This window comes from Actinomadura hibisca NBRC 15177 (assembly GCF_001552635.1).
Lineage (GTDB): Bacteria > Actinomycetota > Actinomycetes > Streptosporangiales > Streptosporangiaceae > Spirillospora > Spirillospora hibisca.
In genome coordinates this window covers 12,940-36,491 of sequence record NZ_BCRO01000008.1, presented here as the reverse complement: position 1 = coordinate 36,491, position 23,552 = coordinate 12,940, and the positions used below count along the sequence as shown (strand labels likewise).

At 74.2% G+C, this 23,552-nt stretch carries 22 protein-coding genes; 10 read left to right on the top strand and 12 right to left on the bottom strand.

Going from position 1 to position 23,552, the window contains the following annotated elements; genetic code table 11:
* Both mobA and AH6_RS03200 read left to right on the top strand, forming a co-directional pair.
* Positions 1–416, top strand: a 416-nt coding sequence (gene mobA / locus AH6_RS03205; RefSeq protein ID WP_157431228.1) for a molybdenum cofactor guanylyltransferase, incomplete at its 5' end; no start/stop codon positions are given.
* Between the two features lie 39 nt (positions 417–455).
* Entirely contained in the window at positions 456–710 is a 255-nt protein-coding gene (locus AH6_RS03200; RefSeq protein ID WP_067473197.1) for a DUF6457 domain-containing protein, read from the top strand.
* A gap of 179 nt (positions 711–889) precedes the next feature.
* Here AH6_RS03200 and AH6_RS03195 read toward each other — a convergent pair whose 3' ends face one another.
* Entirely contained in the window at positions 890–1,099 is a 210-nt protein-coding gene (locus AH6_RS03195) for a hypothetical protein (protein WP_067473194.1), read from the bottom strand.
* A 118-nt stretch (positions 1,100–1,217) separates the two neighbouring features.
* On the opposite strand from AH6_RS03195, the gene AH6_RS03190 reads away from it, so the two are divergent.
* Complete coding sequence (locus AH6_RS03190) at positions 1,218–2,687, top strand: DHA2 family efflux MFS transporter permease subunit (protein WP_067473206.1); 1,470 nt, start codon at positions 1,218–1,220, stop codon at positions 2,685–2,687.
* Here the strand turns inward: AH6_RS03190 and AH6_RS03185 are convergent.
* Positions 2,626–4,008 carry an FAD-dependent oxidoreductase gene (locus tag AH6_RS03185; protein WP_067473192.1) on the bottom strand — a complete coding sequence of 461 codons (1,383 nt, stop codon included), beginning with the start codon at positions 4,006–4,008 and terminating at the stop codon, positions 2,626–2,628. The genes AH6_RS03190 and AH6_RS03185 overlap by 62 nt on opposite strands.
* Complete coding sequence (locus tag AH6_RS03180) at positions 3,998–4,795, bottom strand: tryptophan 2,3-dioxygenase (protein ID WP_067473189.1); 798 nt, start codon at positions 4,793–4,795, stop codon at positions 3,998–4,000. Before AH6_RS03180 ends, AH6_RS03185 begins: the two co-directional genes overlap by 11 nt.
* Before the next feature lie 180 nt (positions 4,796–4,975).
* On the opposite strand from AH6_RS03180, the gene AH6_RS45120 reads away from it, so the two are divergent.
* Positions 4,976–6,739 (top strand): DUF2207 domain-containing protein, encoded by a 1,764-nt coding sequence (locus tag AH6_RS45120; RefSeq protein WP_067473186.1) that lies wholly within the window; start codon positions 4,976–4,978, stop codon positions 6,737–6,739.
* A gap of 11 nt (positions 6,740–6,750) precedes the next feature.
* Here the strand turns inward: AH6_RS45120 and AH6_RS03170 are convergent, their stop codons facing one another.
* The 3 genes from AH6_RS03170 to AH6_RS03160 all read right to left on the bottom strand — a co-directional run bounded on the left by AH6_RS03170 (position 6,751) and on the right by AH6_RS03160 (position 9,636).
* Positions 6,751–7,425, bottom strand: coding sequence for a TetR/AcrR family transcriptional regulator (locus AH6_RS03170; RefSeq protein WP_067473183.1), 675 nt, complete (start codon positions 7,423–7,425; stop codon positions 6,751–6,753).
* Positions 7,426–7,496: 71 nt separating this feature from the next.
* Positions 7,497–8,993, bottom strand: a complete 1,497-nt coding sequence (locus tag AH6_RS03165; RefSeq protein ID WP_067473179.1) for a class I adenylate-forming enzyme family protein — start codon at positions 8,991–8,993, stop codon at positions 7,497–7,499.
* 7 nt (positions 8,994–9,000) lie between these two features.
* Positions 9,001–9,636, bottom strand: coding sequence for a VOC family protein (locus AH6_RS03160; protein ID WP_067473177.1), 636 nt, complete (start codon positions 9,634–9,636; stop codon positions 9,001–9,003).
* A gap of 98 nt (positions 9,637–9,734) precedes the next feature.
* Here AH6_RS03160 and AH6_RS03155 point away from each other — a divergent pair, with 98 nt between their 5' ends.
* Positions 9,735–10,847 (top strand): alpha/beta hydrolase, encoded by a 1,113-nt coding sequence (locus tag AH6_RS03155; RefSeq protein WP_067473174.1) that lies wholly within the window; start codon positions 9,735–9,737, stop codon positions 10,845–10,847.
* Between the two features lie 10 nt (positions 10,848–10,857).
* Here the strand turns inward: AH6_RS03155 and AH6_RS03150 are convergent, their stop codons facing one another.
* The 5 genes from AH6_RS03150 to AH6_RS03130 are packed head-to-tail and all read right to left on the bottom strand — an operon-like array spanning position 10,858 to position 15,719.
* Complete coding sequence (locus tag AH6_RS03150) at positions 10,858–12,198, bottom strand: MFS transporter (protein ID WP_067473171.1); 1,341 nt, start codon at positions 12,196–12,198, stop codon at positions 10,858–10,860.
* Entirely contained in the window at positions 12,195–13,208 is a 1,014-nt protein-coding gene (locus AH6_RS03145; RefSeq protein WP_067473168.1) for a zinc-binding dehydrogenase, read from the bottom strand. The genes AH6_RS03150 and AH6_RS03145 overlap by 4 nt, the downstream gene beginning before the upstream one ends.
* A 34-nt stretch (positions 13,209–13,242) precedes the next feature.
* Positions 13,243–13,629 (bottom strand): FmdB family zinc ribbon protein, encoded by a 387-nt coding sequence (locus tag AH6_RS03140; RefSeq protein WP_067473165.1) that lies wholly within the window; start codon positions 13,627–13,629, stop codon positions 13,243–13,245.
* 12 nt (positions 13,630–13,641) lie between these two features.
* Positions 13,642–14,913 carry a hydroxyacid-oxoacid transhydrogenase gene (locus tag AH6_RS03135; RefSeq protein WP_067473162.1) on the bottom strand — a complete coding sequence of 424 codons (1,272 nt, stop codon included), beginning with the start codon at positions 14,911–14,913 and terminating at the stop codon, positions 13,642–13,644.
* Complete coding sequence (locus tag AH6_RS03130; RefSeq protein WP_067473159.1) at positions 14,910–15,719, bottom strand: N-acyl homoserine lactonase family protein; 810 nt, start codon at positions 15,717–15,719, stop codon at positions 14,910–14,912. The genes AH6_RS03135 and AH6_RS03130 overlap by 4 nt, the downstream gene beginning before the upstream one ends.
* 110 nt (positions 15,720–15,829) lie before the next feature.
* Here AH6_RS03130 and AH6_RS03125 point away from each other — a divergent pair, with 110 nt between their 5' ends.
* Genes AH6_RS03125 through AH6_RS03115 form a run of 3 tightly spaced genes read left to right on the top strand, consistent with a single transcriptional unit; the run spans position 15,830 to position 18,897 of the window.
* Positions 15,830–17,488, top strand: coding sequence for an AMP-binding protein (locus tag AH6_RS03125; protein ID WP_067473156.1), 1,659 nt, complete (start codon positions 15,830–15,832; stop codon positions 17,486–17,488).
* 57 nt (positions 17,489–17,545) lie between these two features.
* The gene (locus AH6_RS03120; RefSeq protein WP_067473153.1) at positions 17,546–18,064 is read left to right on the top strand and encodes a MarR family winged helix-turn-helix transcriptional regulator; all 519 of its coding nucleotides are present in this window, start codon (positions 17,546–17,548) and stop codon (positions 18,062–18,064) included.
* The gene (locus tag AH6_RS03115) at positions 18,064–18,897 is read left to right on the top strand and encodes an EamA family transporter (protein WP_067473151.1); all 834 of its coding nucleotides are present in this window, start codon (positions 18,064–18,066) and stop codon (positions 18,895–18,897) included. The genes AH6_RS03120 and AH6_RS03115 overlap by 1 nt, the downstream gene beginning before the upstream one ends.
* A gap of 9 nt (positions 18,898–18,906) precedes the next feature.
* Here AH6_RS03115 and AH6_RS03110 read toward each other — a convergent pair whose 3' ends face one another.
* Positions 18,907–19,422: a MarR family transcriptional regulator gene (locus AH6_RS03110; protein ID WP_067473203.1), complete on the bottom strand. Its 516-nt coding sequence runs from the start codon at positions 19,420–19,422 to the stop codon at positions 18,907–18,909.
* Between the two features lie 83 nt (positions 19,423–19,505).
* On the opposite strand from AH6_RS03110, the gene icmF reads away from it, so the two are divergent.
* Positions 19,506–22,751 carry a fused isobutyryl-CoA mutase/GTPase IcmF gene (gene icmF / locus AH6_RS03105; RefSeq protein ID WP_067473148.1) on the top strand — a complete coding sequence of 1,082 codons (3,246 nt, stop codon included), beginning with the start codon at positions 19,506–19,508 and terminating at the stop codon, positions 22,749–22,751.
* Positions 22,748–23,509, top strand: coding sequence for a helical backbone metal receptor (locus AH6_RS03100; RefSeq protein WP_174555073.1), 762 nt, complete (start codon positions 22,748–22,750; stop codon positions 23,507–23,509). Before icmF ends, AH6_RS03100 begins: the two co-directional genes overlap by 4 nt.
* The last annotated feature ends 43 nt before the right edge of the window (positions 23,510–23,552 follow it).

The window sequence follows — 23,552 nt, the reverse complement described above, 5'->3', positions numbered from 1 at the left end:
CGCCGCAGCCCGCGCTGCCGCGCGCCCGCGTCGTCCGCGAGGACCCGCCCGGGGCCGGGCCCGTGCCCGCGCTGCGCGCCGGGCTGGCCGAGGCCGACGCGCCCTGGACGGTGCTGCTGGCCGCCGACCTGCCGTTCCTGCGCCCCGCCCACGTCACCGCCCTGCTGGAGGCCGCCCAGGCCGCCGACGGCGCGGTGCTGCTCGACGGCGAGGGCCGCGAGCAGTGGCTGACCGGCTGCTGGCGCACCGACCGCCTCCGCGACGCCCTGAGCGCCTACGACGGCGCCTCCCTGCGCGGCCTGCTGGCCCCGCTCGGCCCGGTCCCGGTGCGGCTCCCGGCGGGGGAGCGGCCACCCTGGTACGACTGCGACACCCCCGACGCGCTGGAGCGCGCCGACCGCTTCGCGCGCCCCTGACCGTGGAAGAGTGGGACTGGTCAAGGGGAGGGACACGACATGCTCGAAGAGTGGCTGGAGGCGGCGTGCCTCGAACTCGGCGTGGAGCGCGCCGAGCTGGACCGCGACCTGGTGCTGGACCTGGCCCGGGACGTCGCCCACAACGTGGCGCGCCCGGGAGCGCCGCTCACCGCCTACCTGCTGGGCCTCGCGGTCGGCCGGGGCACACCCGCGCGCGACGGCGCGGCGCGCCTGACCGGGATGGCCGAGGGCTGGACGGGCGGCACCGAGCCGGACCCGCGCGACCAGGTGTGAGCGTCCGCACGGCCGCCTACGAGCCTCAAGCGTCGCGCGAGTGACTAACTGTCCCGGTGGGGCGATGCCGGAGGCGAGCAGCGCCGGGACAGATCGCGAAGCGATGTGACACTCGCCAAGGCGCGGTCAGGGGGCGAGCCGCCAGGCGAGTCCCCTGGGCCGGGGCTTTGAAACACTGTCTAGAGGTCGCGGTCGGCGACGGGCACCACGTCGCGCAGGAAGTCGCGCCGGTCCAGGAACGACGTCAGGCTCGCGCGGTGCTCGTCGCAGGCCAGCCAGACCTTGCGGCGCTCCGGGGTGTGGATCTTGGGGTTGTTCCAGCGCAGCGCCCACACGGCGGCGTCGCGGCAGCCCTTGGCGGAGCACAGCAGTTCCTCGGCGTCGGTCACGCGCCAAGGGTGGCACACCCGCCGGACGTCCCCGGCATCGGGTCGGCGCGGGTAAACGTCCTGCTCAGTTATGTGATCATGGTGTTTGCGGCGGCCGGTGGCGGACACGATCTGCGTCATGGTCACCAAGGACACCTCCGCCTCGCCCGGGGCGGCCGGGTCCACCGGGGGGACGCACCGCTGGCAGGCGCTCGCGGTGTGCCTGGTGGCGGCGTTCATGACGCTGCTGGACGTCAGCATCGTCAACGTCGCGCTGCCCTCGATCCGGACCGGGCTGGACGCCTCGGAGGCGGGCCTGCAGTGGATCCTGTCGGGGTACGCGCTGACGTTCGGGCTGGTGCTGGTCCCGGCCGGGCGGCTGGGCGACGCGCGCAGCCGCCGCGCCGTCTTCATGACGGGCCTCGCGGTGTTCACCGCCTCCAGCGCCATGGCGGGCCTCGCGCCCAACATCGGGTGGCTGGTGGCCGCCCGGCTCATCCAGGGCGCGGCGGGCGGCATCCTCAACCCGCAGGTCGCCGGGTTCATCCAGCAGCTCTTCCAGGGGCCCGAGCGGGGCCGCGCGTTCGGCGCGATGGGCGCGGTCATCGGCGTCGCCACCGCCGTCGGCCCGCTGCTGGGCGGCGCGCTGATCTCGATCGCCGGGGCCGAGGACGGCTGGCGCTGGGTGTTCTACGTCAACATCCCGGTCGGCATCGTGGCGCTGCTGCTGGCGTGGAAGCTGCTGCCCGCGCCGATCTACGGCGACCGGCAGGGCCAGGACCCCGTCGGCATGGCGCTGCTCGGCGTGGGCGTCGTGGCGGTGATGTTGCCGTTCGTGCAGGAGCAGCAGTGGCACGGCTGGCTCAAGTGGGCGCTGGTCCCGGTCGGGGCGGTGCTGCTGGCGGCGTTCGTGGCCTGGGAGCGGCGCACCGCCGCGCCGCTGGTGAACCTGTCGCTGTTCCGATTCCGCTCCTACTCGCTGGGCGCGGCGATCGCGCTGCTGTACTTCGCGGGCTTCACCGCGATCTTCTTCATCTTCACGCTGTACCTCCAGAACGGCCTGCACTACAGCGCGCTGGAGGCGGGCCTGGCGATCACGCCGTTCGCGCTGGGCTCGGGGGTGGCCTCGGCGATCGGCGGCCGGATCGTGTCGCGGTTCGGCCGCCCGCTGGTCGCGGTCGGATTGGCGCTGGTGCTGATAGGGCTGGGCGTGGCGTGGCTGGCGGTCGAGCTGCATCCGGGCCGCGAGGTCGCCTGGTGGACGGCGCTGCCGCTGCTGCTCGGCGGCCTCGGCAGCGGCCTGGTCATCTCGCCCAACCAGACCATCACGCTGTCGGAGGTGCCCTACACCGAGGGCGGCAGCGCCGCCGGGGTGCTCCAGACCGGGCAGCGCATGGGCACCGCCGTCGGCATCGCGGCGGCGGGCGCGGTGTTCTTCGCCACCGTCTCCAACAGCGGCGGCGACTGGGCGGCGGCGTTCCGGCACAGCCTCATCGTGGTGCTGGCGTTCGTGCTGGCCGCGTTCGCCGCCGCCGTCTACGACATGGTCAGCGACGCCCGCGCGCACGCAGCGCGGCACGCCCGGCGAAAGCACCGAGCCCCGCGATGAGCCCCGCGCCGAGGACGGCCCCGGCCAGCGCCCGGTTCTGCCTGCGGATGCGGGCCGGTATCTCCGCGTAGGGCATCGTGCTGAACGACACCAGCTCGTACCGCGAGGTGTAGCGGCCCGGCAGCCGCCGCTCCAGCGCGTGCTGCACCGCGTGCGTGGCCCGGTACACCGGCGACGACACCCGGTCGCGCATCTCCACGAAGTTGTCCAGCGCCATCTCCGCGATCGCGTCGGTGTTGGCCTTGCGCCGCTCCTGGTAGAGCGACAGCGCGCGCGCCCACTGCCCGCCGCTCTCCTCCAGGCACCGGTCGATCTCGATGCAGTCCTCGAACGCGCAGTTGGCGCCTTGCCCGAAGAACGGCACGATCGCGTGCGCCGCGTCGCCGACCAGTCCCACCACCGCGCCCGCGCCGTGCCGCACCCACGGCCAGCTCCGCACCGTCACCAGCGACCCGACCGGGTTGCGGGCGAAGTCGGTGGTGAGCTCCGGCATCAGGTCGGCCACGTCGGGATAGTGCCGCCGGAAGTGGGTCGTGACGGCCTCGGCGGTGTCCAGCGCCGCGAAGTCGTCCTTGGGCCAGAACAGCGTGCAGGTGAACGAGCGGTCCAGGTTCGGCAGCGCGATCATCATCGAGGAGCCGCGCGGCCAGATGTGCAGCGCGTCGGGGTCCAGCGCGAAGCCGCCGTCGCGGGCGGGCACGGTCAGCTCCTTGTAGCCGTGCTCCAGGAAGTCCTGGCCGCGCTCGAACGCGCCGGGCGGCAGCACCGCGCGGCGCAGCGCGCTGTAGGCCCCGTCGCAGGCCAGCACGACGGCGGCGGGCTCGGTGACCGGCCCGTCCGGGCCGTCGAGCAGCAGCAGGCCGCGCTCGGCGTCCACCCCGGTCACCTTCTGGGCGAACCGCAGCCGGACGCCGGGCGTGGCCTCGGCGGTGTCCAGCAGCGCCTGGTTCAGCTCGGCGCGGCTGATGGAGTTGATGGCGCGCGCCCCGTCGGCGCTGTAGTGCTGGAAGTTCTCCGGAGCGCCCAGCGGGTGCACCATGCGGCCGTGCATCGGCAGCGCCCGCTTGAGCGCGTGGTCGCGCAGCCCGACCTGCTCCAGCGCGGCCAGCCCGCGCGCCGACACCGCCAGGTTGATCGACCGGCCGCGCTCGGCCCCGGCGATCCGGGGGTCGGGGCGGCGCTCGTACACCGTCACCTCGATGCCGCGCCGCCCCAGCAGGGTGGCCAGCAGGCAGCCGGCGAGGCCCGCGCCGACGACGGCCACGGGCCCGTCCGACGGGCCGGTCGGGCCGTCCGGGCCGCTCACGGGATCAGTGCTCATGGACCGGGGCCCCCTCGTTCCGCGACCGGACCTCCCACAGGTCCGGGAAGGCGGGCGTGAACAGCGTGGCGCGCAGGTACTCGGCCCCGGCGGACCCGCCGGTGCCGATCTGGGCGCCGATGGTGCGCTCGACCATCTTCACGTGCCGGTAGCGCCACTCCTGCACGCCCTCGTCCACGTCGACCAGGGCCTCGCACACCTCGGCGGCCGGGCCGTCCTCGTCGGCGTAGACGGCCAGCAGCGCCTTCTGCACCGCCTCGTCGGCCCGCCAGGGCTCGCGCACGTCCCGCTCCAGGGCCGCCGCCGGGACGGAGTGGCCCTGGGTGCCCAGGTAGCGCAGCAGCGAGTCGAACAACGAGCGGCGGCGCACCGCCGCGCGCAGCCGGGGGTCGTCGCGCAGGTCCGAGGCCGGGAAGGCGCGCCGCCCCAGCACCGCCTCCAGCTCGCGGAACTGCTCGGACTGGAAGCCGCTGGAGCTGCCGAGGGCGTCCCGGAACCCGGCGAACTGCCGGGGCGTCATGGTCTCCAGCACGTCCATCTGCCCGACCACGGTCTTGAGGATCTTGGTGATCCGGCGCGCGGTGCGCAGCGCGCCCGCGCTCTGCCCGGCCTCCAGCCGCGTCTGGAGCAGCGCGGCCTCGTGCAGGATCTGCTTGAACCACAACTCGTACACCTGGTGGATGATCACGAACAGCAGCTCGTCGTGCGCGTCGGTGCGCGGCTCCTGGCAGGCCAGCAGGTCGTCCAGCCGCAGATAGCCCCCGTAGGTGACGGCGGGATCGCCCATCGCCCCTCCTTCCCTCCGGCACGACGGTGTGCCGGGCTCGCGCGCTCGTCCCAAACCGGTCTTGACCGGCATATACCCGGCAGAGCCTAGGGGGCGCGGGCCGTCCTTCGTCAGGGCGCGCACCGAGATGTGTGACCGAGATGTGATCTTCGCGGGCCCGGCGGCGCGCGTCTCACCGGTATGAGCCGCGCTCGCTCCCACGCCCACGGCCGCACCGGACCGGCCGCTCTGCTGTTGTCCCTGCTGCTGCCCGTGCTGTTGTGGACGGCCGGGCCCGCCCGCGCCGATGCCGCAGCCGAGCAGATCACCTCCTACCGCGTCGAGATGGCCGTCGGCCGCGACGGCGGGCTGCACGTCAAGGAGACCGTCGCCTACGACTTCGGCCCCGCCGCCAAGCACGGCGTCTACCGTTACGTTCCCCGCCTCGACCGCGCCGACGCCAAGCGGGACCGCCGTTACGATCTCGCCAACGTGCAGGTCAGCGCGGACGGCACGACCGTGCCGACCACCGTCACCACCTCCGGCGACCGCACCGAGATCCGCATCGGCGACCCCGCCGGGACCGTCACCGGAGCCCACACCTACACCATCGAGTACGACGTGCCCCGGGCGCTCACCGCCTACTCCGACCACGACGAGCTGTACTGGGACGCCGTCGGCGACGGCTGGCCCGTCCCGATCGCCCAGGCCGCCGTCACCGTCGCGGTACCCGTCGCCACGACCGGCGTCACCTGTTTCACCGGCCCGTCCGGCTCCACCAAACCCTGTGCCTCGGCCACCGGCCAGGGCACGGGCACCGCCAGCTTCACCCAGCCCGCCCTTGCCGCCGGTGAAGGGCTCACCATCGCGGTCAAGTGGCCCAAGGGCGCGGTCACCGTGCAGCCGCCCGCCTACGAGAAGCGCCCGCGAGAAGGGGTCTCCGGCTGGGCCGTGGCCATCGCGTGCGCCTGGCTGCTGGTCCCGCTGGCGATGGCGGTGCGGGGCCTGCCGCGCCGGGGCGGCCGCAAGCCGTCGTCCCCGCTGCCCGAGCCGCCGCCCGGCGTGCGCCCGGCCCTCGCCGGAGCGCTGCTGTCGGGGAAGGGCGACTCGCTCCAGATCGTGGCCACCCTCGTCGATCTCGCGGCGCGCGGGGAACTGCGCATCGAGGAGGCGGGCGACTCGTTCACCCTGGTCCGGCCCGGCGGCTTCGACCTCGCCTCCGCCGGACCCCACCTGGCCCCCTACGAGACGACCCTGCTGAGCGGCCTGTTCGCCCACCGCGAGGAGGTGCCGGTCACCGCGCTCTCGGGGGCGTTCGCGCCGGTCCGCTCGGCCGCGCAGCGGCAGATCATGGACGAGTGCGTACGGCTCGGCTGGTTCCGCCGCCACCCCGACCGCCAACGCAGGCGGCAGCGCGTCCTGAGCGGGGTGCTGCTGGCCCTGGCCCCGTTCGTGTTCGTGGGGCTGGTCTTCCTCACTATCGGGCGGAACGGCACGACGGCCGCGTTCAACGACGCGTTCTGGATCGCGGCCGCGCAGGCCGTGGCGGGCCTGGCCGTGGTCCTGCTCGCGCTGTTGGTACAGCCCCGAACGGCCTTGGGCGCGCAGATCAGCGGCCAGGTGCGCGGCTACCGCGACCACCTGCGTCGGGGCCCGGTCCCGCTCGGGAGCCAGGGCGAGATCGCGGCCACCGTCGGGCGCGCGCTGCCGTTCGCGATCGCGTTCGGCCTGCACCACGGCTACGCGCGGCTGCTGGCGGCGCACGGCGTGCGGACACCGCCCTGGTACGCCCATCGCGGCTCGATCGAGGGCTTCGGCGGCAGCCTGGCCTCCTTCACCGCCGTGACCACGACGATGGTCACACCGCCCTCGGCCTCCGGCGGGTCGGGCGGGGGCGGCGGGGGCTTCTCCGGAGGCGGTGACTCCGGTGGTGGCGGCGGAGGAGGGGGCGGCGGGAGCTGGTGACCGGCCCGCCCTCAGGGCCGCCAGTAGATCGACTTCACCCAGATCGTGGCGAGGGTGTCCACGGCCGTCTCATCGTCGATCAGCCCCCCGGCGTAGGGGGACTCGACGCGCTCGCCGCCCTGCGCCTGCCAGATGTAGCAGAAGTGCTCCAGCATCGCCGACAGCGCCGAGGCCGTCAGCACCGGGTCGATCCCCGGGCAGTACCCGGCGGCCTGGGCGCGCCGCACCTCCGAGGCGATCCGCTCGATCGCCTCGGCGCGGATCGCCAGCCAGCGGTCCCGGAACTCCTCCTCCAGCATCGACGCCTGGAAGACGCCGATCAGCTCGCCCCGGCGCGCCGAGTAGGTGCGCCAGAACCCCGCCACCGCCTCGCGCAGCGCCTCCTCCGGCGACTCGCCGCGCCGGAACGGCGACACCGCCAGCTCGGTCGCCTCCCGGTGGAACTCCTCGGCCAGGGCGATCAGCAGGTCGGCCTTGGTGTCGTAGTAGTTGTAGAAGGAGGCGACCGACTTGCCGGCCTCGGCCGCGATGTCGCTGATCTTGGCGTTGAAGTAGCCCTCGCGCGCGAACACCGCGCGGGCGGCGTCGCGGAACGCCCGGTCGGTCTCGCGGCCCTTGCGGGTGCTCTTGGCGGGACGCTCGGCGGCCGACGCCGGGCGCGCCTTGGCGATGGTGTGCTTCTTCATGGCGGAGGTCCAGGTTACGGCACCGGTGGTCAGCCGACGCTGGTCAGCCGACGCTGGTCAGCCGACGCTGGTCAGCCGACGCGACGCTCGCGCCCGGCCCAGTGCGGGTCCCGCAGCGCCGACTTGACGACCTTGCCGGTGGCGTTGCGGGGCAGCGCCTCGGCCGGCGTGACGCCGGTGGGGCACTTGAACCCGGCCAGCCGCTCCCGGGCCCACGCGATCAGCGCGTCCGGTTCCAGGGCACCGCCGGCCACCACGACCGCGTGCACGGTCTCGCCCCAGCGCGGGTGCGGGACCCCGACCACCGCGACCTCGCGGACCGCCGGATGGCGGGCCAGCACCGCCTCCACCTCGGCCGGGTACACGTTCTCCCCACCTGAGACGATCATGTCCTTGAGGCGGTCCACGATGGTCAGGTAGCCGTCGGCGTCCAGCACCCCCACGTCGCCGGTGCGGTAGAAGCCGTCGTCGGTGAGCACGCGCCGGGTGGCCTCCGCGTCGTTCCAGTAGCCCGGGAACGGGGCCGCGCCGCGCACCTGCACCTCGCCGAACTCCCCGACGCGCACCTCCCAGCCCAGCGACGGGCGTCCGGCGGTGGCCAGCCGCCCGCGCGCCGGGTCGTGGTCGGCCGGGGCCAGCGTGGTGACCGGCAGCGGGCCGGTCTCGGTGGCGGCGTAGTTCTGCCGGAACCGGCAGCCCAGCGCCGCGACGGCCTCCGCCAGCGACACCGGGTCGATCGGCGCGGCCCCGTAGACGACCTCCGCCAGGTGCGACAGGTCGGGCGCGGGGTCGCGGCGGCGCACCTCCTCGGCCACCGCGCGGATCAGCGTCGGCACGAGCTGGGTGAGCCGGATGCGGCGCTCCGCCAGCTCGTCCACGAACCCGGCCGGGTCGAACCCGTCCAGCACGTGCAGGCGCCCGCCGGTGAACAGCGTGTAGGCGAGGTTCGCCAGCCCGGCGGTGTGGAACAGCGGCAGCGCGCTCAGGTGCCGCGCGCCGGGCACGGCCTCGGGCACCTCCAGCTTCAGGAACGTCACCGCGCCGATGAGCTGCTGGTGGGTGACCGGCACCAGCTTGGGCCGGCCGGTGGTGCCGCTGGTGTGCAGCAGCAGGCACGGCTCGGGCCCGCGCAGGCGCTCCACCGGCCGGCCGGGGAGCGGCCCGGGGGAGGGGACGGCCGTCAGCGCCAGCACCGGCGCGCCGATCCCGGCGGCGTCGGCGGCCGCTCGGACCAGGCCGTCGCAGGCGTCGTCGGCGATCACGGCGGCGGGCTTGAGCAGCTCCAGCAGCCCGGCCAGCTCGGGCGCGGCCAGCCGCCAGTTGATCGCGGCGGGCAGCGCCCCGGCCCGGACCAGGCCCAGCAGCGCGACCGCCCACTCGACGCGGTTGCGCGCCACGATCGGGACGACGTCGCCGGGACCGATCCCGGCGGCGGCGTATCCGGCGGCGGCGCGGTCGGCCGCCGCCGCGAGCGCCGCGAAGGTCAGCTCCGCGCCGTGCCCGTCGGTCAGCGCGACGTGCGCGGGCGTGACGGCGGCGCGCCACTCCACGACGTGGGTCAGCGACAACAACGGCTCACACCCGCGCAGCCTGGTCGGCGGCCGGGGCCACGGCGGCCGTCTGCTCAGCGGCCGTCCGTCCGGTGGCCGTCCGTCCGGCGGTGCGGTCGGCGGCCGTGCGCGGCTCCACGCCCAGGTCCTCCGGCCGCCCCAGTTCGCGCCGCCAGCACGCGAACTCCAGCAGGATGCCGTCGGGGTCCTGGAAGTAGAACGACCGCACGTACACGCCGTCGTGCAGCTCGGTCGCGAACTGCTCCGGGCTGTGGTCGTGGTCGATGATCGGGCTGACCCGCACGCCCTTGGCCTTCAGCTTCTTCCGGTACTCCAGGAACCGTTCCTCCGGCACGTTCAGCGCCAGGTGGTTCATCGAGCCGACCGCGCTGACGAAGTCCCCGATGCCCGGCACGGTCACCGGGTTGGAGATGCCCGGCACCGCGTCGGGCGCGCCGGGGAACCAGAAGAACGCCAGCAGGTCGCCGTTGCCCATGTCGAAGAAGAAGTGCTGGCCCGACCCGTGCGGCAGGTCCACCGTCTTCACCAGCCGCATCCCCAGCACGTCGCGGTAGAACCCGACCGTGCGGGCCATGTCGGAGCACACCAGCGCCAGATGGTTGACCCCGCCGAACTCGAACTCCGGATTGGTCCAGGTCATCTCGGGCTTCCCCTTCCGTAGCGAACAGAACTGAATCTAAACTCAGTTTCTGGTTTGCGCTAGCCTGCGGGCGGGATCCGATTCGCAAGGAGGCCGGGATGACCGGGACGACCGGGATCGTCAGGGAGTTCGTGGGGTTGCCGTCGCCGCTGGTGGGCCGGGCGGGCGCGGGCGGCCACCCGTGCCAGGGGGTCTACCACCGCCCGGCGGGCGCGCCGCCGACGACCGCCTTCGTCGCCACCCACTACAACATCGACTTCTCCGAGCACTACCTCGCCGAGCACCTGGCCGCGCGCGGTCACGGCTTCCTCGGCTGGAACACCCGCTTCCGCGGCAACGAGGCGTACTTCCTGCTCGACCACGCCCTGGCGGAGATCGGCGTGGGCGTGCGCTGGCTGAAGGAGCACGCCGGGGTCGAGCGGGTGGTGCTGCTCGGCAACTCCGGCGGCGGCTCGCTGATGGCCGCCTACCAGTCCCAGGCCGTCGAGCCCAACGTCACGCCGGTCGCCGGGATGCGCCCGGTCGCCGCCATCGAGGACCTGCCCGCCGGGGATCTGTTCGTCGCGCTGGCCGCGCACTCGGGGCGGCCCGAGGTGCTGACGGCGTGGATGGACCCCTCCATCACCGACGAGGCCGACGTGTTGTCGGTCGACCCCGACCTCGATCCGTTCAACCCCGAGAACGGCCCGCCCTACAGCCCCGGGTTCCAGGCCCGGTACCGGGCCGCCCAGCGCGCCCGCAACGAGCGCATCACCGACTGGGTGCTGGAGCAGCTCGCCGCACTGGAGGGCACGCGGGCCCGCGACCGGCTGTTCAACATGTACCGGACGTGGGCCGACCTGCGCATGATCGACCCCACCATCGAGCCGTCCGACCGCCGCCCCAACTGGTGCTACTCCGGCGAGCCCGCCAAGGCCAACTACGGGGTGTTCGGCATCGGGTCGCTCTGCACGCTGCGCACCTGGTTGTCGATGTGGAGCCTGCGCACCTCGCAGTGCATCGCCGCGCCCCACCTGGCGCGCGTCACCGTGCCGTCGCTGGTCGTCCACGCCACCGCCGACGAGTGCGTCTACGACAGCGACGCCCGGTCGGTGTACGGGTCGCTGGCGTCGGCCGACAAGACGCTGGAGTTCGTCAAGGACGGCCACTACGTCGAGAACTCGCGCCCGCAGGTCGCCGACCTGATCGACGCCTGGGTCCGCGAACGCTGACCGGCGCGCCCTACTTCTGCACGCGCGGCGGGCCGCCCGGCCCGCCGCGCCCCCCGGCGTCCGCCGCCTTCGCCCCAGACAGGGTGGACAGGTCGTGCCCGGCGGTCTCCGGCAGCCGCGCCAGCAGCGGCAGCACCCCCAGCGCGACGGCCATCACCAGCAGCCCCGGGCTGAGCCGCCAGCCGGTCGCGCGGATCAGCACGTCGGCGACCAGCGGCGCGAGCCCGCCGAACAACACCGACGCCATCGTGAAGCCCAGCGCCAGCCCGCTCATCCGCCCGGCGGTGGCGAACTGCTCGGGGATGGTCGCGGCCGCCGCCGCGCTGACCGCGCCCGCGCCCGCCGCCAGCGCCACCGCGCCCGCCAGCACCCCGCCCCGGCCGCCGCCCGCCATCAGCGCGAACATCGGCAGCGGCAGCACCACGAACAGCGCCGCCAGCCCCACCAGCATCGGGCGGCGGCCGGTCCGGTCGCTCCACGCGCCGATCACCGGCGTCACCGCGATGACCGCGACCGCCGCGACGGTGGTCAGGGCGAGCGCCTCGCCCTCGCCGACCCCGGCCACCGACGTCAGGTACGTCGGGACGTAGGTGACCGCGACGTAGTAGGTCACCGAGCCCAGCGCCGAGATCGCGAACGTGCGCAGGACCGCGCGCCACTGGTGCCGCAGCACCTCGCCGATCGGGTTGCGCGGCAGCTCGCCGCCCGCGCGGGCCCGTTCGAACGCCGGGGTCTCCTGCACCGTCGTCCGCATGACCAGCGTCCCGAGGGCCAGCAGCCCGCCGACGAAGAACGGGATGCGCCAGCCCCAGGAGTCCAGCTGCGCGCCCGACGTCAGCCCCACCACCAGCGCGCTCACCCCCGCCGCGATCAGCGCGCCGACCTCGCTGGCGGCCGAGGCGATGGAGGTGACGAACCCCCGGTGCCGCCGCGGGGCGCTCTCCACCAGCATGGTCAGCACGCCCGAGTACTCGCCGCCCACCGAGAACCCCATCGCGCAGCGCAGCAGCAACATCGCGACCGCCGCGCCGACCGGCAGCAGCCCGGTGGCGAACATCGCCACCGTCATGATGGACATCGAGATGAGCAACACCCGGCGGCGGCCGATCCGGTCGCCGAGGTGGCCCAGCACCGCCGCGCCGACCGGCCGCAGCACGTAGGCGACCGCGAACACGCCCAGCGTCGCCAGGGTGGCCTCGGAGTCGCCGCCGAAGAACACCCGCGCCAGCACCGGCGTCAGGTACAGGTACAGCGTGAAGTCGTACCACTCGACGATCGTGGAGAACGCCGCGACCAGCATCGACCGGCGCGGCGCGACCTCCTCGGCCGCGACCGCCGCGGTGGCGGTCACGGCTTGAGGATCAGCCGGATCGGATCGCCCTCGTGGTTGATCAGCCGCTCCACCGCCTTGGGCGCGTCGGCCAGCGGCAGCACGCCGCTCACCGACTTGCTGAACTCCATGCGCTGCCAGCGCACCAGGGCGAGCAGTTCGGCCAGGTGCTCGGGCTCGGAGCCGTAGTGGCCCCGGATCTGCTGCTGGAAGTAGCTGAAGGCGGTGCCCTCGGAGATCGTCAACGGCTTGTCGGTGAGCCCGACCAGCACGAGCCGCCCCTTGGGCGCCAGGCACCCGACGGCCTGCTCGCGCACGGCGGGCACGCCCGCCAGGTCGAAGGCGACGTCCAGGCCGACGCCGCCGGTGACGGTGCGGATCTGCCGCACCGCGTCGGGGTCGGCCGCGTCCACCGCCACGTCCGCGCCGAACTCCAGCGCCCGGGTGCGGGCGTGCTCCAGCGGGTCCACCGCGACGATGGGGGCCGCGCCGATCGTGCGCAGGATCTGCACGGCGTGCGCGCCCAGCCCGCCCACGCCCCACACCCCGGCCGGGCGGCCGGGCCGGGCGTCGCCGGTGGTGACCACCGCCGCGTACGGCGTGGACACCGCGTCCGGCAGGATCGCGGCCTGCTCGAACGGCAACGAGTCGGGGATGGCCAGCAGCGTGTCGGCCGCCGCGACCGCGTACTCGGCCCAGCCGCCGTCGTAGTCCACCCCGCGCGTGTAGACGACGCCGTCGCGGGTCTCCCCGGCCATCAGCAACACGCGCTGACCGGGCTCCCAGCCGGTGACGCCCTCGCCGAGGGTGTCCACCACGCCCGCCGTCTCGTGCCCGAGCGTGACGGTGTCGCCCTTCAGGAACAGCGGCTTGAGCGTGCCGTCGATGAGGTGGACGTCCGACAGGCACACCCCGGCGGCCTCGATCCGGACGCGGACCTCGCCCGGCCCGGGGTCGGGCACCGGGACCTCGGTCACCTGGAAGTCCAGCGTGGCCACGTTGAGCCGCCCGGCGAGCATGGTGTTGGTCATAGGAGGACGATTCCCCCGGGGCGGGAGGTGATCGTCAATCCGGGGTAATGCCGGGCCGATCTTTCCTTTCCGGTACCGGGTCGCCGGCCCGCAGCGGCGCGCGCTCGTAGCGTCCCTCGTGCGCCAGCACCGGCCGCCGGTCGCCCGCCAGCTCGGGGTGGCGCTCCTCCAGCTCCCGCCGCGCCTCGGCGGTGCGGCGCAGTCCGGTCACGTACTCGCGGTCGGCCCCGCCGGTGCCGCGCCAGGTCTGCGGCATCGCGGCGGCGGGCGGCGGCACCCGCGCCGACCCCAGCAGGCCGCAACGGCCCGGCACCTTCGCCGTCGCGGCCCCGCACTCGCGGCACTCCGGCAGCGGCGCGGCGAACGACTGGATCACCTCGAACCGGTGCCCGTCCGGGCACCTCAGCTCATAGATCGGCATGCCCGCCTCTCCTCACCACAGGCTCAGCGAACGGGTCAGGATCTCCGCCACCGCGCCCTCGGTCACCTCGCGCGGCGCGGTGGCCAGCAGCCGCTGCTGCTTCATCGCGCCCTCCACCAGCGCCGGGACGTCGGCCTCGGTGTAGCCGACCGCGCCGATCCCGTCCGGCATCCCGACGTCGCGCATCAGATCCAGCAGCGCGCGCGGCAAGTGCTCGGCCGGGTCGTTGGGCCGGTCCAGGCCGGGGGCCAGCAGCTCGGCGGTGCGAACGTGCCGCTCGGGCCGGGCCTGGTAGGTGAAGCGGAACGCCTCCGGCGCGGTCAGCGCCACCGACATCCCGTGCGGCACCATCGGCTCGCCGCCGGGGTAGCCGGGCGGGTGGAAGTCCCTGACGCGCCCCGCGATCGGGTAGCCGTTGGCGTGCGGGATGTGCACGCCCGCGTTGCCGAACCCCAGCCCGGCGAACGTGGCGGCCAGCGCCATGTCGGCGCGCGCCCGCCGGTCGGAGCCGTCGTGCACCGCCTCCCGGAACGACCGCGCCAGCAGCCCGAGCGCCCGCTCGGCCCACATGTCCGACACCGGGTTGGCCCCGCAGTAGGGCACCCGCGCGTCGGGCGTCTTGCGGTCGAAGGAGTCGTAGGGGCGCGCGGTGTAGCTCTCCAGCGCGTGGCAGACGATGTCCATCCCCGACGACGCGGTGACCTCCGGCGGCTGGCTCAGCGTCAGGTCCGGGTCCACCACCGCCAGCGCCGGGCGCAGCCGGGGGTGGCTGATGCCGGTCTTGACCTTCAGCTCCAGGACGTCCAGCACGCACACGGTGGTGCTCTCCGCGCCGGTCCCGGTCGTCGTCGGCACCGCCACCAGCGGCAGCAGCGGCCGGTCGGGCGCGCGGCCCGCGCCGACCGGCGGGTTCAGGTACTCGGCGAGGTCGCCCTCGTTGGTGGTGAGCAGGCTGACGGCCTTGGCGGTGTCGATGCTGGACCCGCCGCCGACCGCCACCAGCGCCTCCCAAGGCCCGGTCGCCCGCGCGTGCTCGACGGCCTCGCGCAGGCTGCGGTCGGTCGGCTCGACGTGCACGCCGTCGTAGACGTCGGCGGCGATCCCGTACTGCTTCATGGCGTCGGCGACGCGCTGCGGCCCGCCGGTCGCCGCCACCCCCGCGTCGGTGACCACCAGGACGCGGCGCGCCCCGAGCAGCGCGAGGTCGTGCCCGATCTCGGCGGACGCGCCCGCGCCGAACTTCAGCTGCGGCGCGCCGTAGGTGAAGACGGTCTCCTCGCTCATGAGTAGTACGCCTCCGGCGAGCGCCGCAACGAGCGCAGCTGCCCGGCGTCGTGCCCGAACACCACCGTCGCGTCGGTGCGGGCGGCCAGGTCGCGGATCTTCTCCACCGACGCGTACCAGGCGCCGAGGTCGGCCACGATCGCGGCCGGGACGGCGGGCGGCCCGAACGACTCGCCCAGGTACACCGCGTCCGACGTGAAGATCATCGTGCCGGTCTCGGGCAGGTCCACCCGCATCGCCATGGTGCCGGGGGTGTGCCCGGGGGCCTCGACCAGCGTCACGCCGGGCAGGATCTCGGTGTCGCCCGACACCGTCGCGAAGTCCAGCCCCTCGTAGTCGGCCTTCAGGTGCGCGCCGGTGAACGGCCCGTCGAACCCGAACGCGAACTCCTTCTCCTTGTCGTTGCACACCAGCCGCGCCCCCGTGCCCGCGAACTGCCGCACGTTGCCCGCGTGGTCGAAGTGCAGGTGCGACAGCACGACGTAGCGCAGGTCCTCGGGCGCGACGCCGAGCTGCCCGAGCCGCCGGTCGAGGTACTGCTCCTCCTCGACGCGGTCGTAGGGGAAGAACTCCTGGAGACCGGTGGGCTTCCAGCGCGCCTCCCAGTCGCGCGGGCAGCTGGTGTCCCACAGCAGCAGCCCGTCGGGCGTCTCGACCAGCACCGCGTGGGTCGGGCACGGCGTCCAGGGCGCCGGAAGGTCCCGGTCGCCGCGGGACCGGATGGTGGTCCCCGCCTTCAGCAGCAGCCAGGTGAGGTCGCAGCTCATCGCCCCGCAGTCCAGGACGTGCAGTCTCGTCGCGCCCATCTCGGCACCTCCGCGCGATCCGGTGACCTCCTCACCGTGACACCGCCCGCCCAGAAGTCAACGCCCGCCGCACTCGACCCGCCGCGCCGTTTCGGGGTATGGGTGACGGCATGAGCGGCAACGACGCCCCCCGTCCCTGGCTGTCGCTGTACGGCCGGGGCGTGCCCGCCGAGATCGCGGTGGAGTACACCAGCGCGCTGGAGATGTTCGCCTTCACGGCGGCGGCCCACCCCGACGCCGACGCGCTGCGCTACTTCGACGGCCGCCTCACCTGGCGCGAGCTGGACCGGCGGTCAGGCGCGTTCGCCGCCGCGCTGGCGGACGCGGGCTTCGCGCCGGGGGAGCGAGCCGCGCTGTACCTCCAGAACGTCCCGCAGTTCGTGATCGCGCTGCTGGGCGTCTGGAAGGCGGGCGGCATTGCGGTCCCGGTCAACCCGATGTACAAGGCCCGCGAGCTGGAGACGCTGCTCGACGACTGCGGCGCGACCGTCCTGGTCTGCCTCCAGGACCTCTACCAGCAGGTCGCCCGCGAGGCCGTGGCGGGCACCGGCGTCCGCACCGTCGTCACCACCAGCGCGCTCGACCACTGCGCCACCGGCGACCAGCGGGTGCTGGCCGGGCTGGAGCGCACGCCGTGCCCGGACACGCTCGACCTCGCCGGCCTGCTGGAACGTTACGACAGCCACGCCCCGCCCGCCGTGCGCCCCGGCCCGGACGACGTGGCCGTGCTGAGCTACACCTCCGGCACCACCGGCCCGCCCAAGGGCGCGATGAACACCCACCGCAACCTGGTGTTCAACGCCCAGACCTACCGCGACTGGGTCGGGCTGGGCCCGCGCGACGTGATCCTGGGCGTCGCGCCGCTGTTCCACATCACCGGCCTGGTCGGGCACGTCGCGCTGGCGCTGCTGACCGGCGCGCCGCTGGTGCTGACCTACCGGTTCGACCCGGCGCTGGCCATCGACACCGTCGCGCGCGAGCGGGCCACGTTCACGGTCGGGTCCATCACGGTGTTCATCGCGCTGATGAACGCCCCGAACACCAGCCGGCGTGCGCTGGCGTCGCTGACGCGGATCTACTCGGGCGGCGCGCCGATCCCGCCCAGCACCGTCGAGGCGTTCCGGGAGACCTTCGGCCAGTACGTGCACAACATCTACAGCCTCACCGAGACCACCTCGCCCTCGCACGCGGTCCCGCTGAACGCCGTCGCGCCCGTGGACGAGGCCACCGGCGCGCTGTCGGTCGGCGTCCCGGTCTTCAACACCGACGTGCGGGTCGTCGGAGACGACGGCGAGGAGCTGCCGCCCGGCGAGATCGGCGAGCTGGTCACCAGCGGCCCGCAGGTCGTGCCCGGCTACTGGGGCAGGCCCGAGGAGAGCGCCGCCGCGCTGCCCGGCGGCGCGCTGCGCACCGGCGACGTCGGCTACCGGGACGAGGCGGGCTGGTTCTACCTGGTGGACCGCAAGAAGGACCAGATCAACGCGTCCGGGTACAAGGTCTGGCCGCGCGAGGTCGAGGACGTGCTGTACGAGCACCCGGCCGTCCGCGAGGCCGCCGTCGTCGGCGTCCCCGACGCCTACCGGGGCGAGACGGTGAAGGCGTACGTCAGCCTGCGCCCGGGTGCCGAGGCTGCCCCGGACGAGCTGGTCGAGTTCTGCCGCGAGCGCCTGGCGGCCTTCAAGACGCCCCGCGAGGTGGAGGTCCTGGACGAGATCCCCAAGACCGCCACCGGCAAGCTGCTACGCCGCGAGCTACGCGACCGCGCCTGATCGCCGGAAAGCCGCGCCTAGAGGAATGAAGCATCCGCATTCGGACATGCATGACTCATGCATGAGTTGCGGAGAACGGCGAACCTCCTCGGCGCGACGGCCCTCGCCGTCGCCGGCCGCGCCCTGACCGACGCCGCCGGGGCCGCCGGGACCAGCGCCAGCGGCGCGGCCGCGCTGGTCGTGCTGTCGGCGTCCGGGCCGCTGGGCGTCACCGAACTCGGCCGCCGGGTCGGGCTGACGCAACCGGCGGCCGCCCGCATGGTGGACTCCCTGACGGCCTCCGGCCTGGTCGAACGCGGGCCGCGCGCCGCCCGCTCGGTCCCGGTCGCCCTCACCGCCGCCGGAGAGCGCGCGGCCGGACGGGTGCTGGCGGCGCGCGGCGATCCGCTGGCCGACGTCGTGGCCGTCCTCGACGAGGGCGAACGCGCCGTGCTGGACGCCCTGCTCGGCAAGCTGCTGACCCGCCTGTACACCGACGTGGGCGACGCCGATCTGATGTGCCGCCTGTGCGACCGCGCCTGCTGCGTCCAAGACGCGGTGTGCCCGGTCGGCCAGGCCGAGCGGGAGGCGGTCTGATGGGCGTCCTCTACGCGCTGGCCTCGGCGCTCTGCTACGGCCTGGCCGACTTCGCGGGCGGCCTGCTCGCCCGCCGCTCCCACTTCGCCGCCGTCGCGCTCGTCGGCCAGACGGGCGGCCTGCTGCTGGCGCTGGCGGCGGTCCCGCTCCTGCCCGCGACCTCCCTCCAGCCCGCCGACCTGGCATGGGGCGCGTTGTCGGGCGTCGGGACCGGCATCGGCATGGTGTTCCTGTTCCGCGGGCTCAGCCACGGCACGATGAGCGTGGTGGTCCCGGTCAGCGCCGTGGCCGGGGTGGCGCTGCCGGTCCTGGTGGGCGTGGCGGTGCTGGGCGACCGCCCGTCGGCCCTGGCCTGGCTGGGCGTCCTGATCGCCGTCCCGGCGTTGTGGCTGGTCTCTCGCGACGGCCGCACGGACGGCGGCGGCCCCGCCGGTGCGCCGGACGCCCTGATCGCGGGCACCGGCATCGCCCTGCAATACCTCGCCCTCGCCCAGGCGGGCCCCGGCGCGGGCGTCTGGCCGGTGGCCGCCGGACGCGTCGCGGCCATCGCCACGGTCCTGCCGCTGGTGGTGAGATCCCGCGCCCGGCTCCGGATGCCGCCCCGCCGCCTGCTGGGCGCGGCGGCGACCGGCATGACCGCCTCCGCCGCCCTGGTGCTCTACATGCTCGCCGCCCGGGAACAGCTCCTCGCGATCGCCGTCGTGCTGTCCTCGCTCTACCCCGCGATCCCCGTGCTGCTGGGCGTCACCGCGCTGCGCGAACGCCTCACCCGCTGGCAGGCGGCCGGCCTGCTGGGCGCGGGCGCGGCGACGCTCCTGCTCGCCACCGGCTGACCGGGCGTCTTACAGGTCGCCCGCCGACACGCGGACGGCGCGCAGCGCCTCGGTGATCTGGACGGCCTGCTCGGCGTTCAGGCCCGGCAGCCCGAAGTCCGCCTCGTGCAGCGCCTCGGTCGCCTGCTCCGCCAGCTCGCGGCCCGCCGGGGTGATCGCGGCCAGCACCACGCGGCGGTCGTCGGGGGAGGGGCCGCGCTCCACCAGGCCCCGCCGCTCCAGGCGGCCGATCACGTTGGTCACCGACGCCGGGTGCACCATCAGCCGCACCCCCATCTTGCCCATCGGCAGCGCGCCCGAGCGGGTGAAGGCGAGCAGCCGCAGCGCCTCGTAGGCGGCGAAGGTCAGCCCGAGCGGTTTCAGCACCCCCTCGATCCGGCTCAGCAGCAGCTGCTGGGCCCGCATCACCGAGGTGACGGCGGCCATCTGGTCGGCGTGGCCGGGCCAGCGGGCGCTCCACTGGCGGTGCGCCTCGGCGATGGGATCGCGGCTGTCGGGGCTGGTCACCGCACCACCGTAGGGCACCCGGGGGCTCTTGACGGAGTCGCGCACGGAAACTATTTTAACTTCCAAATATTGGATGTCCAAGAGATCGGTCGGAGGTCGTGGTGGCGGGCGCACAGGCAGGCACCAGGAATCCGCTGCACGCGCCGGTGCACCCGGTGCGGTTCGTGACGGCGGCGGCCCTGTTCGACGGGCACGACGCGGCGATCAACATCATGCGGCGCATCCTGCAGTCGCAGGGCGCCGAGGTCGTGCACCTCGGCCACGACCGCTCGGTCCGCGAGGTCGTGGCGGCCGTGCTGGAGGAGGACGCCCAGGGCGTCGCGATCTCCTCCTACCAGGGCGGGCACGTCGAGTACTTCGAGTACCTGGCGCGGTCCCTGAAGGAGGCCGGGGCCGGGCACGTGCGCGTGTTCGGCGGCGGGGGCGGCGTCATCGTGCCCGAGGAGATCGCCCGGCTGCGCGCGGCGGGCGTGCGCATCTTCTCGCCCGAGGATGGCCAGCGGCTCGGCCTGCCCGGCATGATCAACGAGCTGGTGCGCGACGGCGACGTGGACCTGGCCGCCGAGCCCGCCCCCGTGGACGCCGTGCTCGCGGGCGACCGCCGCGCCCTCGCCCGCGCCGTCACCTGCCTCCAGGCCGGGAAGCTGCCCGAGGCCGACCGGCGCGCGCTCGCCGAGGCCGCCGCGCGCCGCCGCGTCCCCGTCCTCGGCATCACCGGCACCGGCGGCTCGGGCAAGTCCTCCCTCACCGACGAGCTGGTCCGGCGGCTGCGCGTGGACCAGCAGGACAAGCTCCGCGTCGCCGTCATCGCCGTCGACCCCACCCGGCGGCGCGGCGGCGGCGCGCTGCTGGGCGACCGCATCCGCATGAACGCCCTGGACGGCGAGCACGTCTTCTTCCGCTCGCTGGCCACGCGCGGCGCGCGCGAGCTGCCCGAGGGCATCGAGGGCGTGGTCGAGGCCGTCAAGGCCGCCGGGTACGACCTGGTGATCCTGGAGACCCCCGGCATCGGGCAGGGCGACGCCGCGATCGTGCCGCTGGTGGACGTGTCGTTGTACGTGATGACGCCCGAGTTCGGCGCGGCCTCCCAGCTGGAGAAGATCGACATGCTGGACTTCGCCGACGTCGTCGCCATCAACAAGTTCGAGCGGCGCGGCGCGGCCGACGCCCTCCGCGACGTCGCCCGCCAGCTCGTGCGCAACCGCGAGGCGTTCGGCTCCCGCCCCGAGGACATGCCGGTGTTCGGCACCAGCGCCGCCACCTTCAACGACGACGGCGTCACCGCCCTCTACCAGCACCTGTCGGCGATGCTCGCCGAGCACGGCCTGCCCCTGGAGCCCGGCACGCTGCCGCAGGCCGACACCCGGACCTCCACCGGCGCGGCCCAGGTCGTCCCGCCCGCCCGCGTCCGCTACCTGTCCGACATCGCCGAGACTCTGCGCGGCTACCACGCCGCGACCGCCGAGCAGGCCGAGGCCGCGCGCCGCGTGCAGCGCCTGGAGGCCGTGCGGGACGAGCTGTCGGAGGCCGGGGCCGCCGAGGTCGGCGCGCTGCTGGACAAGGCCCGGCGCGCGCTGGCCCCCGCCGACGCCGACCTGCTCGCGGAGTGGCCCGCCGTCGTGGAGTCCTACTCCGGCGACGAGCAGGTCGTGAAGATCCGCGACCGGGAGATCCGCACCACGCTGACCCGCGAGTCGTTGTCGGGCAGCCGCATCCCGCGCGTCGCGCTGCCCCGCTACACCGACCACGGCGAGCTGCTGCGCTTCCTGCGCGCCGAGAACCTGCCCGGCCGCTTCCCCTTCACCGCCGGGGTGTTCCCGTTCAAGCGCGACAACGAGGACCCCGCCCGCATGTTCGCGGGGGAGGGCGACCCGTTCCGCACCAACCGCCGCTTCAAGCTGCTGTCGGAGGGCCAGCCCGCCACGCGGCTGTCCACCGCGTTCGACTCGGTCACCCTGTACGGCCGCGACCCCGACGAGCGCCCCGACGTCTACGGCAAGGTCGGCACCTCCGGCGTCTCCATCGCCACGCTGGAGGACATGAAGGCCCTCTACGACGGCTTCGACCTGTCCTCGCCCACCACCTCGGTGTCGATGACCATCAACGGCCCGGCCCCCACGATCCTGGCGTTCTTCCTCAACACCGCCGTGGACCAGGGCCTGGACGCCTTCCGCGCCGAGCACGGCCGCGAGCCGTCCGCCGACGAGGCCGCCGGGGTCCGCGCCCGCGTGTTGTCCACCGTGCGCGGCACCGTGCAGGCCGACATCCTCAAGGAGGACCAGGGCCAGAACACCTGCATCTTCTCCACCGAGTTCTCGCTGCGGATGATGGGCGACGTCCAGCAGTGGTTCATCGAGCAGGGCGTCCGCAACTTCTACTCGGTGTCGATCTCCGGCTACCACATCGCCGAGGCCGGGGCCAACCCCATCAGCCAGCTCGCCTTCACCCTGGCCAACGGCTTCACCTACGTGGAGTCCTACCTGGCGCGCGGCATGGACATCGACGACTTCGCGCCCAACCTGTCGTTCTTCTTCTCCAACGGCATGGACCCCGAGTACAACGTGCTCGGCCGCGTCGCCCGCCGCATCTGGGCGGTGGCGATGCGCGAGCGCTACGGCGCCAACGAGCGCAGCCAGAAGCTCAAGTACCACGTGCAGACCTCGGGCCGCTCCCTGCACGCCCAGGAGATGCACTTCAACGACATCCGCACCACGCTCCAGGCGCTCATCGCCATCTACGACAACTGCAACAGCCTGCACACCAACGCCTACGACGAGGCCGTCACCACCCCCACCGCCGAGTCGGTCCGCCGCGCCCTGGCGATCCAGCTCATCATCAACCGCGAGTGGGGCCTGGCGATGAACGAGAACCCGCTCCAGGGCTCGTTCGTCATCGACGAGCTGACCGACCTGGTGGAGGAGGCGGTGCTCGCCGAGTTCGACCGCATCAGCGAGCGCGGCGGCGTGCTCGGCGCGATGGAGACCGGCTACCAGCGCGGCCGCATCCAGGACGAGTCGATGCTCTACGAGCAGCGCAAGCACGACGGCACCCTGCCCATCATCGGCGTCAACACCTTCCGCGCCCCCGAGGGCCAGCAGGAGGAGGCCAAGCCGATCGAGCTGGCCCGCGCCACCGAGGCCGAGAAGGAGTCGCAGCTCGCGCGGGTGCGCGGCTTCCAGCAGGAGCACCGGGGCGAGGCCGAGGCCGCCCTCGCCCGGCTGAAGGACGTCGCGGCGGGCGACGGCAACGTGTTCGCCGAGCTGATGGACGCCGCCCGGGTGTGCAGCCTCCAGCAGATCACCGAGGCGTTCTTCGAGGTCGGCGGCCAGTACCGGCGGAACGTGTGACGCTCCCGCACGACGACACCGGCGCGCCCGTCGCCCTCCCGGCCCGGGTGCGCCGGATCGTGTCCCTGGTGCCGTCGCTGACCGAGTCGGTCGCGGCGACCGCGCCGGGGCTGCTGGTGGGGGCCACCGACTGGTGCACCCACCCCGAGGACCTGGACGTGCCGCGCGTCCGGGGCACCAAGAACCCCGACCTCGACCGGATCCGGGAGCTGGAACCCGACCTGGTGCTCGGCAACGCCGAGGAGAACCGCGCGCCCGACGTCGCGGCGCTGCGCGCGTCCGGCGTCGCGGTCTGGATGACCGACATCCGCACCGTGGAGCAGGCCCTCACCTCGCTGCGCCGGATGCTGACCGTCGCGTGCGGCGTCCCCGCGCCCGCCCGGCTGGACGAGGCCGACCGCGCCTGGTCGGCCGTCGAGCCCGGCCCGCCCCGCACCGCGATCGTCCCGATCTGGCGGCGGCCGTGGATGGTGGTCGGGCGAGACACCTTCACCGGCGACGTGCTGGCGCGCCTCGGCGTCGCCAACCGCTACGCCGACCACCCCGACCGCTACCCCAAGATCCCCGTCGACGAGCTGAACGCCGCCGGGGCCGACCTGGTCGTGCTGCCCGACGAGCCCTACCGCTTCACCGCCGGCGACGGCCCCGAGGCGTTCCCCGGCCTGCCCGCCGCCCTCGTCAACGGCCGCCTCCTGACCTGGTACGGCCCGTCGCTGGCCGAGGCCCCGCGCGTCCTTCGGGAGCAGCTCGCGACCTGAGAAACCCGAATGCGCCGCTTTCGGGTGTTCTGGGACCATGCCG

Bases quoted from the DNA above. Each gene is read 5' to 3' on its own strand.
- AH6_RS03200 (WP_067473197.1), top strand. From the start codon at position 456: ATGCTCGAAGAGTGGCTGGAGGCGGCGTGCCTCGAACTCGGCGTGGAG.
- AH6_RS03190 (WP_067473206.1), top strand. From the start codon at position 1,218: ATGGTCACCAAGGACACCTCCGCCTCGCCCGGGGCGGCCGGGTCCACC.
- AH6_RS03185 (WP_067473192.1), bottom strand. From the start codon at position 4,008: ATGAGCACTGATCCCGTGAGCGGCCCGGACGGCCCGACCGGCCCGTCG.
- AH6_RS03180 (WP_067473189.1), bottom strand. From the start codon at position 4,795: ATGGGCGATCCCGCCGTCACCTACGGGGGCTATCTGCGGCTGGACGAC.
- AH6_RS45120 (WP_067473186.1), top strand. From the start codon at position 4,976: ATGAGCCGCGCTCGCTCCCACGCCCACGGCCGCACCGGACCGGCCGCT.
- AH6_RS03170 (WP_067473183.1), bottom strand. From the start codon at position 7,425: ATGAAGAAGCACACCATCGCCAAGGCGCGCCCGGCGTCGGCCGCCGAG.
- AH6_RS03160 (WP_067473177.1), bottom strand. From the start codon at position 9,636: ATGACCTGGACCAATCCGGAGTTCGAGTTCGGCGGGGTCAACCATCTG.
- AH6_RS03155 (WP_067473174.1), top strand. From the start codon at position 9,735: ATGACCGGGACGACCGGGATCGTCAGGGAGTTCGTGGGGTTGCCGTCG.
- AH6_RS03145 (WP_067473168.1), bottom strand. From the start codon at position 13,208: ATGACCAACACCATGCTCGCCGGGCGGCTCAACGTGGCCACGCTGGAC.
- AH6_RS03140 (WP_067473165.1), bottom strand. From the start codon at position 13,629: ATGCCGATCTATGAGCTGAGGTGCCCGGACGGGCACCGGTTCGAGGTG.
- AH6_RS03135 (WP_067473162.1), bottom strand. From the start codon at position 14,913: ATGAGCGAGGAGACCGTCTTCACCTACGGCGCGCCGCAGCTGAAGTTC.
- AH6_RS03130 (WP_067473159.1), bottom strand. From the start codon at position 15,719: ATGGGCGCGACGAGACTGCACGTCCTGGACTGCGGGGCGATGAGCTGC.
- AH6_RS03125 (WP_067473156.1), top strand. From the start codon at position 15,830: ATGAGCGGCAACGACGCCCCCCGTCCCTGGCTGTCGCTGTACGGCCGG.
- AH6_RS03120 (WP_067473153.1), top strand. From the start codon at position 17,546: ATGCATGAGTTGCGGAGAACGGCGAACCTCCTCGGCGCGACGGCCCTC.
- AH6_RS03115 (WP_067473151.1), top strand. From the start codon at position 18,064: ATGGGCGTCCTCTACGCGCTGGCCTCGGCGCTCTGCTACGGCCTGGCC.